Genomic DNA, 11,422 nt, shown 5'->3' with positions numbered 1-11,422 from the left:
AAGGTAATAGTTTTATAACCGTGACCGTTCAGAAAAGCCGGGGAATCTAAATGCCCTGATTTTGTAGAACATAAACGCACCGATGTCCGAAAACAGACCTGCTTCAGAAGCTGCTTTTCAGCTCTTCCGCCTCCCCAAAGAAAGGCCGGTGCTGGACTATGTACTGCAAAAGTTGGGAGAAGGTGCGAGTCCGGAGCGGCATGAACTCCTGGAAGCCTTGCTGAACATGTACCGTACCTCTACAGGCTTCGATCCTTTTGCCATGTCGAAAGCCCGGTTTAAAAGATTAAAAGCGGCCGAGTTCCGCCAAACATTGTTGGAGATTGACCATGAAATCGGTCTCTTGCTGCAATCAACGGAATACAAAAAACAGATCACCCGGCAATCCGATTACGCCCCGCTCTTTGCAGCCTATCTGGAACTTGCGGAGAGCATTCAGTTGCATCCACCCTTGTCCCTCACCGATGAGCTGGAAGATTTTGAAAATAAATGTGAGACCCATGAGGCGGAAGATTTAATCCTGACTTTATATCGACAACAATCTGCCTTTCTTGAAGAATTGTATCGCAGGGAAGGACCGGAAGGCTTTCTAAAGAAATATGATAGAATAACAGAACGGCAGCAACAATTGCAGCAACAATTTCGCATCGGTTTTGAACTCATCCAACTTGAACAAGCAGCGGACAAGGGACTCTCGGATGAAACAAAGATAAATGCTGTATTACAGGAATTGGGCAAACTGCTGACACTTGAAAAGAACGCGACTCATAAATACAGCCTCCTTCTCAAGATACTCCGTGCTGCTGTACTAACGCCTACGCCCTCCCGAAATTTAGCACCCTATCTTGACTATCTGGAAGAATCCCTGAATCAGCTCTTAATTTATCATCCGGAGTCGAAAGGAAGGGTGCTTACCATACTGGCGCAGTACAAGCTACAGGCGGGGCGGGAAAAACGTTTGCAATGGCTGGATGAAGCAGAGAAGGAAGCCCGCTTGCATGAACTCCATGATGAACGGCCGGCATTGCGCTTCGTGCGTTGTCAGATTGAGGCCGATTACGGTGACCTTGATGCAGCGCTGCGTTGTCTGAACGAAGTAGAGCATCTGATTTATAAAGCCTCTTCCCGAAGTCTGGCCGCAAGAAATAACTGGATTAAATTATCAGAGCTACGTACCCTGATCTTTACATTAAAAGCCTTAAAGCAAGAAGAGATTCAAGCCGATCAATTGAATCATATGCGCCAACTGGCAGAAGATATGGGCCGGCACCGACATGAAATTTCTATCATGCTTCAGGAATGGAAAGGTCTGCAGCATTTCATTAACAAAGATTACGAGGATGCTATACCCTGCTTTGAGAAAGCAAAATCCCATCGCAAAAAGCAACAAGATCATCCCTGGTATCTGATGAATAAATTTTTCTGTTCCCTGCTCGGCAAATCCCGCAAAAAAGAAGATACCGCCGGACTTGCCCTCTTGCTTCAAGAAATGAAGGAACCCTTCTATTCCTCCGTTTGCGGAGCCATCATGAAAGAAGCCTATGCACAAAGCAAAACTGTCTCAGGCCTTAAGTAAATCTTATTCTTTTCATCCGCGCAAACCCCCTAAATCCGTTTAATCCGTGTTCCTGTTATAAAATCATGTAATAACAAAATATTTGGACAAGATATTATCATCTAAATACAATTTTTTAACTTTCACTCCTCAAATCTGTTTCTCTCGAAAGCCGTCATTCTCCATGCACAAACATTTCCTCCATTATTTGATCCTCACTCTCTTGTTGATCTGCTCTATCTCCTGCAATTCAACAAAATCAGAGAAAGAAAAGACTATCCCCCTCATCGGCTTCATCGATTATGTAGAAGATGCCACATTAGCACAGGAAAAGCAAGGCTTCTGTGATGCATTAAAGGAATCCGGCTTCAGCGAGGACAGCAATACCATCTCCATCCTTTACCGCAATGCACAGGGAGATCAGCCCACCCTATTGCAAGCGGCAGACTATGTCATTGCCCAACAACCTGCACTAATTGCGACCAACACCACGCTTGCCACCATTACTACGGTACAGCGTAACCGTGATATCTCTGTCTTTATGATGGTGGCTCCTCGTCCCGACATTGCAGGTCTTACAGATAAAGCCGGCAACAATCCGCCGAACTTATTCGGAGTCTATGAAACGCTGGAGTATATCGACACTTCCGTCACCCTGATTCGTCAGCTTTTTCCCGGCGCTAAGAAGGCTGGAACGATATACAGTCAGTCGGAATCACAGAGTGTGGATGCGTTGAACAGGTTGAAGGCAGGATGTGAAAAAGCAGGTATTGTGCTGGAGGCGATTCCGGTGAGCAATTCGTCAGAGACACAGTTGATCACACAGTCGATATTGGCAAAGGATATTGATGTATTTTTCGCGCTGCCGGATAATGTTATTTTTTCTTCCTTTGAGACGATTGTAAAAGCCTGCAATGATAAAAACATTCCGGTACTGACGAGTGAAGCGGGACTGGTGAGCCGGGGGGCATTGGCGAGTTTCGGAGCGGATATGTATCAATGGGGATACCAATCGGGAATACAGGCGGTGAAGTTGTTGAAGAGTGGCAGTACAGAGGGGATACAACCGGAGATGGTGAGAGTGAGGAAGAAGGTGATGAGTAAGAGTGTTGCGGAGAAGTTTATGATTACGCCGGATAGCAGTTATACACTCGTTCCTTAGAAGTAATTTGTTAATTACAATGCAAACTTAATAGAACACGGATGAAACGGATAAAGCAGATTTTCGCTGATTTTTTTCCGAACGAAACAGAAACTCAGGAGCCATGAATGCGACATTTATACTTACGGCTTTATTGCAGGGGCTTGCATTTGCGGGACTTGGATATGGTATTTATTTGTCGCTGCGCATTTTTAATATTCCGGATATTACTACCGATGGGAGCTATACATTAGGCGGAGTGGTGACAGCCATTACGCTTACTTCGGGAATGCATCCTTTGCTATCCATGTTTTTATCTATGGTGGCGGGAATGATGGCAGGTGTCTGCTCGGGACTTATCCACACTAAAATGAAAGTGAATGCGCTGCTCTCCGGAATCCTGGTCATGACGGCGCTCTATTCTGTCAATCTCATTCTCCTCGGGCGACCTAATCTTCCCTTAATGGATACGGCATCCTTTTTAACGATCATCCCCTTTGGATCCGGTTTGTCGAAATCCGTAATTAGTTTATGTTTATTTGTAGTCGTTCTTTATTTCCTTTTAGGCTATCTTCTCCGCACGGACTTTGGAATTGCGATGCGGGCGACAGGAAATAATGAAGGGATGGTGCGGGCCATGGGAGTGAATGTGGACACCATGAAAATCATCGGACTGGCTTTCGCAAATGGTTGCATCGCGCTCAGCGGATCACTTCTTACCCAATACCAGGGATTCGCCGATATCAACATGGGCATTGGCATCGTGATTTCGGGGTTGGGGCCGTTATGATCGGTGAAACAATTTTCGGGAAGATCATTCAACGAAGTATCTACTATCATTTACTCGCCATTTGTATTGGCGGACTTACTTTCCGGCTGGTCATCGCAGGAGCATTGTCGGCGGGAGCCAACCCGAACTATCTCCGGCTCATCACGGCTATGTTTGTATTACTCATCATCGCTGTCGGACAACTTCGCAAAAGAGAACGCGCATGATCCAGCTCCAACATATCAGCAAGACCTTTCATCCCGGCGAAGCGATGCAGATAAAAGCATTGCAGGATGTTAGTTTAACCATTGGCAGTGGGGAATATGTGGTGGTGATAGGAGCCAACGGGAGCGGGAAATCAACGCTGCTGAACATAATAGCAGGCAGTTATGCACCTGATCAGGGAGAACTTTACTTTGATAAAATGGTGGTCAATACCATGCCTGAACACCGTCGCAGTCCCTATATTGCACGGCTCTTTCAAAATCCATTACAGGGTACAGCACCGGATCTCAGTATTCTGGAAAATTTCCGCTTAGCGGCATTGCGAAGTAGCAGGAAAGGATTCACCATCGGCATTAACAAACCATTTCGTCAACGCGTGGCCGATAGTATCAGCCGGTTGGGCATGGGACTGGAAAAAAAACTTGACCAGAACATGGGCAAACTCAGCGGCGGACAACGACAGGCGCTTACCCTCCTCATGAGCACCATGGATGATTGTAAAATCCTGCTCATGGATGAACCCAGCGCCGCCCTGGATCCGCGAAGTGCTGAACTCATCATGCAACTCATCGACCAATTGATAAAAGAAAAAAACCTTTCTGCCTTGCTGGTGACTCACCGGATGAAAGACTGTATTCAATACGGTACAAGGGTGATTCATATGAAGGAAGGGCGAATTAACAAAGCGATTAGCGCTACCGAAAAGCAAGCACTCCGGGTGGAAGAACTTTATGGTTGGTTTGATGGGAATTAATCGACAGCATGTTCGAGTTTTCTATTAAATCCATCCAACATTAAAAAAGCTAGAAGATCTAACCTTAATCACATCTGGAATCAAATGAAAAACACTTTTGCGAAGTGGTAAAATAATATATTTGCATCAGTAATCTATTCACCTAAAATCTAAACCCATGTCTGATTCACCCATACACTCTTCTAAAGCCCCTGAACCGGTAGGACTCTATCCGCATGCCCGTCGTGTGGGAGATCTTTTGTTCTTATCGGGTGTCGGACCACGGGAACGAGGCACGAAGAAAATCCCCGGTGTTGAACTGGACGAACAAGGGAATATTATCTCCTATGATATCGAAGCCCAATGCCATTCTGTTTTTCGAAATATCAAATATATACTTGAAGACGCCGGCAGCAGTTGGGATAAAATTGTTGACGTCACCGTATTTCTAACCAATATGAAGGACGATTTCAAAACCTACAATCGCATCTACGCGGAGTACTTTAAAGACAACCAACCTTGCCGCACAACTGTAGAAATTAATTGTCTGCCGACGCCGATTGGGATTGAACTGAAGGTGATTGCTACGGTGTAAATCAGCATTTTTTTCTGCTTATAAAAAATCAATCTTTCAGGCGGATTTTCGTGGATTACTACTCCGTAAACACCTTAAAAACCACCTCCAACTCCCAATTCGAACGCAATGTGAGAGCCTCCTGATACATCCATACCGGCTCGGGTTGTCGGCGTTTTCCATAATTGCCATAGGTCCAGCGTCCGTCGTGATTGTTGTCTTCAATGATTCGCAAGCGGATAGAGCCGGGTGTTAAATAAGCAAATGTATGTAGTGAATCAATTGTAGTTTTGACTTCACGCAGCAGCTCATACTTTTCATTTAAGAGTTGAAGGATATAACTTTTACCATTTACTAAACCTTCTGTCTTCACGCTGAGGATCGCTGTACTCTCCAGTCCCGGAACCAGGAACTCATTTTTGGTGGTGTCGTTGCTGTAATCGTAAATATCCTTAATCGTTCCGGGATACATTACTACATTATATCGTTTTCCGCTTTGCCAGGGATAGGTGATGCTGAAATACCCTCTCAATGAATCTATGATGACCAATGGTACAGAAACAGCCTTCGCACTATCCTCTACAATCTCTGCTGAATCATTCATTGCCAGAAGGGGATGATTTGTATTGAGGATCAAAGGAGATTCCGGTCCAAATCCGGTAGGAGACTGACGGAGGAAAATGCGCAGACGGTCTGCTCCTTCCTTACTGCCTTTTGCGGGAGCCAATGACATCATCACGGTATCGACAAATTGTCCGGCATTATAAATTAACAACGACAATGAATCTTTACTTTTATCGGGTTGACAGAGGTATAAAGAATCTTTGAATGCGCTCTGATAATATCTGCCCTCCCATTTTTTTCCTGAAAAATCTACTATTTCAATGGAGTCAAGAGGCTTATTAAAAGATATCAGGGCGCAATGCCGGTCCATCACCGATGGTTTCAGCAAGCGAATGCCGGCAGGTTCCAAAGTGGAAATTTTCAGTTGTGAGTACTGAAGTCCGGGCAGCGTAATAAGTTGCTCCTGAAATGCCAATCCCTCATCAGAAGGGTTATCGCATTTATAATTGTTATTCTTATCATCTACAGCGAACACCTTGTATTCACCGGGCGGCATATTACTTACTTTGAACTCACCGTTCTCATTGGTTCTTGCAAAATAATCAGGGCGATTTTTAAACACCATGGAATCGGGTAACACGTCTTTCCATTTTCGGTATATCAACGCCGTTATATTCTTTACGCCCGTCAATACCGCTGCATCTTTCACCACTCCTTCCAATGTCAGCGAATCCAGATAATCTCCTGTAGAAAAAACATATTGGAAATCCACTAAAGGATTTGATTCATGCACATCCACAATAGCTTTACCGAAACTAATGGTGTACGTGGTATTCTGCAACAAACTATCCGGCAAGGTAATGACGATCGATTTTTTAGAGACCTTCACCACCGGCATTTTGCCGGTTAACGGAGAGATGAGCAGCTGCCCGGGCAAATCTACCAACTGCACATATTCATCGAAGTAGAGACGGATTTCCTTACTTTTAAAATTCACAGTTTTATCAGCAGGAACAGCAACAAGAAGTTGCGGGGGTTTCACATCCTTATCACCGCCTGTAGGAGTCACGCGGTTGGCGCATGCGCTGATAAGCAGCAGCAGGACGAAATGAAATATCCTTTTCAACGTGCAGGTGCTTTAGCAAGAAGACCACTAATAATACCGGTTACTTTTCCGAGTGCTACAGCATCCGTTTCATCAAAATCAGCAAGGCGGTCACTGTCCACATCCAGCACCATCACTACTTTATCATTGCTAAAAACCGGCAAAACAATCTCCGACTTCGACAAAGAACTACAGGCGATATGTCCGGGAAATTGATCTACATCGGGAACAAGTATCGTCTTCCCTTCCTTCCAGGCCATTCCGCAAACACCTTTCCCGTAGGCAATACGTGTACATGCCAGCGGACCCTGAAACGGCCCCAACACCAATTCCTCTGCTCTGACGAAATAAACGCCAATCCATAAAAAGCCCATGGCCTCCTTCAATGCCGCCATTAAGTTACCGAGGTTCGCTATCAAATCGGATTCATCCTCCACCAAATGATGCAATTGAGGCAACAACAATTCATACCGCTCTTGTTTAGAAACGGTTGATAAAGGAAATTCAATAGATTCCGCCATGCAGGCACAAAGATAATCGCTCTTTAGCCTCGGGCAAACGCAATGGTCACAATACTTACTCTCACTCCGGGTATTCTGATCAACTCCTCAGCTGCAGCCACCAGCGTTGAACCTGTTGTGATCACATCGTCAACCAGAATGATGTTTTTCCCTTCTAATGCCTTCATATCCTGCACTTCAAATACACTCGATACATTCTGTGAACGCTCAAATCTGCTCTTTCGGGTTTGCGTCGAAGTGTTCTTTCGTCGCTGAAGGGCATTTTCCAGATGTGGAATTCGAAGTACCTGCGCCAATCCCTGCCCGAAACTCGCCGCCTGATTGTATCCTCTCAAGCGCTGTTTGTTGGGATGCAGCGGAATGGGAACCACCACCTGAGCGGAAGAATACATTGTTGCCCCATGAAGCTGGTGTGCACATAATTGTCCCAATTTCACTCCGATATCCGGTCGGTTCTTGTATTTGAGATGATGTATCAAACGCTGCATCTTTCCCCCTTTGCTGAAATGACAATAAGCCATCGCCGCCTCAATTGGCACCTTACCCCAAAATTGTTTCATCACCGGATTCTCCGGATCCTTCTCAAAACCCGTCACCGGCATAGTCAGCAAACAGCCAATGCATAAGCCTTCCTCCCCTCTCACCAACTGACCTTCACAACCGGCGCAAAGGTTGGGAAAGAAGAAGTCGAGTAAGTCAATAGCCAGTGTTTTTAAAAACATTTTACAAGTTTAAAGTTCAAGGTTTAAGGTTTAAGGTTTAAGGTTTAAGGTTTAAAATTTATAGATTAGAGATTAGAGATAAAGGTTTAAAGTTATGATGCAAAAGCCACAGCGTGGCGTCAGTATCCTAGCAAAGCAGATTTCATTTCCCAAAGCTCCGTAGGAGCGACACTATTATAGCCACAGCGTGGCGTCATTATTATAGCCACAGCGTGGCGACACTATTATAGCCACAGCGTGGCGACAGTATTATAGCCACAGCGTGGCGTCATTATTATAGCCACAGCGTGGCGTCATTATTATAGCCACAGCGTGGCGTCATTATTATAGCCACAGCGTGGCGTCATTATTATAGCCACAGCGTGGCGTCATTATTATAGCCACAGCGTGGCGTCACCTCTGCAACTGATATCAGCCTCCATCCACCCTGGTGAGAATGTAGAATTCAATAAGATGGAATCGCCTCTTTATAGCTTTCGCTATATGTTCTTTGAGGATGTCGGCACATGGTGTCCTCCGGTATAAATGAAGAGTGTTGTCGATTTTTGCTATCCATTCCCATTTTTACATTGCCAACTCCCGGACAAAAATACTATAGCCAAAACGATTACTCGTCAGCTAAACGAATACAAATGCTTAACGTAAAAATGATGGTATTGAAATGAAGTTGAAAAACTACTTGACTGTCCTATATTACCCGGATAACAACTCTGATTTTATCAAAAACAGGTTCACCTACACCTCCTGTTCCCCATCCTGAAACTCGACCCAATCTTCGGGTGGACGGGTGTTAGGATAACGAATGAAATGGATTTGCTTTACGAGACCCATCAAAGCAGCACGCAACTCACTTATATTTATTTTTTGAGCAGCTGAAATAAAAATAGAAGGATATGCACCGCGTGCCATCCAGGATCTTTTCAAATCATCCAGACTGCGATGTTCAGGCCCCGGTTCGGTCAAATCATCTTCATCTCTCACCGTGTATTTGAACGCATCAATTTTATTAAACACTAAAAGTATAGGTTTGTCGAGTACACCCAGATCATTGAGCGTTTCATTGACCACATGAATATGCTGCTCGAAGTTCGGGTGTGAGATATCGACGACGTGTACAAGAATATCTGCCTCGCGCACTTCATCTAAAGTCGACTTGAACGATTCTACGAGATCATGAGGAAGCTTACGAATGAAACCTACCGTATCGGAAAGCAGGAAGGGAATATTTTCGATCACCACTTTACGCACTGTTGTATCTAAGGTGGCGAATAATTTATTCTCAGCGAACACCTCACTTTTGCTCAGCAAATTCATAAGGGTACTCTTGCCTACATTGGTATAACCCACGAGAGCAACACGTACGACTTCGCTTCTTCTTTTTCGTTGTGTACTGTTCTGCTTATCAATTTCGGCCAGGCGTTCTCTTAAGCGGGCCAGCTTTTCACGAATCACGCGTCGATCGGTTTCAATCTCCGATTCTCCGGGACCTCTCATACCGATACCACCCTGCTGTTTCTCCAAATGGGTCCACATCCGCGTAAGACGGGGAAGCATGTACCGGTATTGCGCCAGTTCTACCTGTACTTTAGACTGGGCCGTACGTGCACGTTTCGCGAAAATATCCAGGATCAGATTGGTCCGGTCAATCACACGACAACCGATGATTTTTTCTATATTGCGTATCTGCGATGGCGTTAGTTCATCATCGAAAATGGCAATCTGGATATCATTCGCCTTCACGAAAGTGATGATCTCTTCCATCTTCCCCTTTCCTACAAAAGTACGGGTATCGGCATGATCCAGCTTTTGGGTAAAACGTTTTACTGTAATCGCTCCGGCTGTTTCAGCGAGGAAGGCCAATTCCTCCAGGTATTCATTCACCTGATCCATATCCTGCTGTCGGGTAGCAAGACCTATCAGGATGACACGTTCAGGGATTATAGCCAGGTCATGTGGTGTGTTCGACAATTGTACTTAATTTATTTCAGTAAAATTAATTCTAAACTCAGGAATGATATTAAAACCAACCACGTCCCATCCCTACTTCACGGAAAGGCCATGGGATCGAAATCAGTATGAGGAGTAATCCAATGGTAAAATAGAGCGCTTGCGCTTTAAATTTAGCCTGATCTCCCACTGCTTTCTTGGCTTTAATATGTCCGACAGTAAGTATAGCGATGGCAATCACCATCAAACTGATATGTTCAACCGCCCAGAATCGGGATTCTCCATTTTTCATTGCAGCGCCCATATCACTCAGCGCATTTTGGACCGTAGGGCTAATCACATACAAAAACCCGCCTAATATCAGCTGAAGGTGAGCAGTAATCATGGTAAACAACGATAATTTTCTATCGCCGGATTCGAATTTTTTTCCACCACTCCTACCCTGGAAGGCTTTAACTATAACGGTAATCAGGAGGAGAAGTAATACCCAGCGCAAGAGGCTATGGAAGTGAAGTAGTCCTATGAACATATTTAATGGTTTGATCGCAAATTTACTAAAAATCTCTTGTCATTTAATTTATAGGGATCGATAATTTCACAATAAAAGCAGGACTTTTAAACAAGTAACCCATCCAACTCCACGCCAATGCACTATTATCAGTTTGACAATTTCGTGACCGGCTTATGGAATAATCCCATTGCCTGCATCGTTTAGAGGTTAACACCTAACAAAGAAACGTATGAAAAACTTCAGAAAAAACTGGGACAACCCCATCTCCCAAGAACGCCTGGAATTGGTATTCAACAATAGAAACCATGATTATGGCGCCTATGTGATCCGAAGAGATTATAATCAGGCTGTACTGAAGGCGTTTTTCGCAACAGCCCTCTTACTGATGACCATTCTCTCGCTGCCGGCAATCATCAACTACTTTCAACCGGTTAAAAAACTCATTATTGAACCACCTGTGGAGGGGAAATTTGATCTTACAGATGTTGTATTACCGGAAAAAATTATTCCCCCGGTTAATAAAATAGAGGCCTTGTTTAAAAAACCAAGTGGACCTACTCAACAATTTACCAACCTTATTGTAACGGATAAGGATAGCCTGGAAAATATGCTGACGCAGGAAGAGTTACTTAAAACAGCGCTCGCCACAAAAACCAACAAATCCGATTCTGCTACCATCAAAGAAGAACTTCCGGATCCGGAGCCTACAAATAGCGGGGGAACCAATAAAGTACATTCATGGGTAGAGGAGATGCCGAACTTTCCCGGTGGAGAAGCAGCCATGCTAAAGTACTTGTCTACAAATATCCATTATCCAGCCATTGCAAGAGAAGAAAATATCACCGGCATTGTTTACATCAGCTTCGTAGTTGACAGAAATGGCGAAATCGACAATATCCAAATGGTAAAAGGAATCGGAGGTGGATGTGAAGAAGAGGCAATTCGCGTGATAAAAAAGATGCCGCAGTGGAAACCTGGAAAACAAAACGGACGAGCGGTAAATGTTCAGTACATGCTTCCTGTAGCATTTCGAATTAAATAGTATTTAAAATATT

Annotated in this window: 10 protein-coding genes and 1 pseudogene; 6 read left to right on the top strand and 5 right to left on the bottom strand. The window is 44.4% G+C overall.

Annotation, left to right across the window (positions count from 1 at the left end; translation table 11 throughout):
* The first annotated feature begins 82 nt into the window (after positions 1–82).
* The 5 genes and pseudogenes from IPJ86_17545 (at position 83) to IPJ86_17525 (ending at position 5,018) form a co-directional block, all read left to right on the top strand.
* The gene (locus IPJ86_17545) at positions 83–1,576 is read left to right on the top strand and encodes a hypothetical protein (protein ID MBK7889024.1); all 1,494 of its coding nucleotides are present in this window, start codon (positions 83–85) and stop codon (positions 1,574–1,576) included.
* A gap of 163 nt (positions 1,577–1,739) precedes the next feature.
* The gene (locus IPJ86_17540; protein ID MBK7889023.1) at positions 1,740–2,717 is read left to right on the top strand and encodes an ABC transporter substrate-binding protein; all 978 of its coding nucleotides are present in this window, start codon (positions 1,740–1,742) and stop codon (positions 2,715–2,717) included.
* Positions 2,718–2,820: 103 nt separating this feature from the next.
* Positions 2,821–3,692: pseudogene (locus IPJ86_17535) on the top strand (ABC transporter permease).
* Positions 3,689–4,444 carry an ATP-binding cassette domain-containing protein gene (locus IPJ86_17530; protein ID MBK7889022.1) on the top strand — a complete coding sequence of 252 codons (756 nt, stop codon included), beginning with the start codon at positions 3,689–3,691 and terminating at the stop codon, positions 4,442–4,444. The pseudogene IPJ86_17535 and the gene IPJ86_17530 overlap by 4 nt, the downstream one beginning before the upstream one ends.
* Before the next feature lie 157 nt (positions 4,445–4,601).
* Complete coding sequence (locus IPJ86_17525) at positions 4,602–5,018, top strand: RidA family protein (GenBank protein MBK7889021.1); 417 nt, start codon at positions 4,602–4,604, stop codon at positions 5,016–5,018.
* 58 nt (positions 5,019–5,076) lie between these two features.
* Here IPJ86_17525 and IPJ86_17520 read toward each other — a convergent pair whose 3' ends face one another.
* The 5 genes from IPJ86_17520 to IPJ86_17500 all read right to left on the bottom strand — a co-directional run bounded on the left by IPJ86_17520 (position 5,077) and on the right by IPJ86_17500 (position 10,385).
* Positions 5,077–6,687 carry an Ig-like domain-containing protein gene (locus IPJ86_17520; protein ID MBK7889020.1) on the bottom strand — a complete coding sequence of 537 codons (1,611 nt, stop codon included), beginning with the start codon at positions 6,685–6,687 and terminating at the stop codon, positions 5,077–5,079.
* Positions 6,684–7,187: a GAF domain-containing protein gene (locus IPJ86_17515; protein ID MBK7889019.1), complete on the bottom strand. Its 504-nt coding sequence runs from the start codon at positions 7,185–7,187 to the stop codon at positions 6,684–6,686. Before IPJ86_17515 ends, IPJ86_17520 begins: the two co-directional genes overlap by 4 nt.
* Positions 7,188–7,210: 23 nt before the next feature.
* Entirely contained in the window at positions 7,211–7,909 is a 699-nt protein-coding gene (locus IPJ86_17510; GenBank protein MBK7889018.1) for a ComF family protein, read from the bottom strand.
* A 735-nt stretch (positions 7,910–8,644) separates the two neighbouring features.
* Complete coding sequence (gene hflX, locus IPJ86_17505) at positions 8,645–9,799, bottom strand: GTPase HflX (GenBank protein ID MBK7889017.1); 1,155 nt, start codon at positions 9,797–9,799, stop codon at positions 8,645–8,647.
* A 127-nt stretch (positions 9,800–9,926) separates the two neighbouring features.
* Positions 9,927–10,385: a cytochrome B gene (locus IPJ86_17500; protein MBK7889016.1), complete on the bottom strand. Its 459-nt coding sequence runs from the start codon at positions 10,383–10,385 to the stop codon at positions 9,927–9,929.
* A 211-nt stretch (positions 10,386–10,596) separates the two neighbouring features.
* Here IPJ86_17500 and IPJ86_17495 point away from each other — a divergent pair, with 211 nt between their 5' ends.
* Complete coding sequence (locus IPJ86_17495) at positions 10,597–11,409, top strand: energy transducer TonB (protein MBK7889015.1); 813 nt, start codon at positions 10,597–10,599, stop codon at positions 11,407–11,409.
* Positions 11,410–11,422: the final 13 nt, after the last annotated feature.

Source organism: Bacteroidota bacterium, assembly GCA_016713925.1.
Taxonomy (GTDB): domain Bacteria; phylum Bacteroidota; class Bacteroidia; order AKYH767-A; family OLB10; genus JAJTFW01.
Note: the sequence above shows the minus strand (reverse complement) of the source record. Positions and strands in the feature narration are given on the sequence as shown.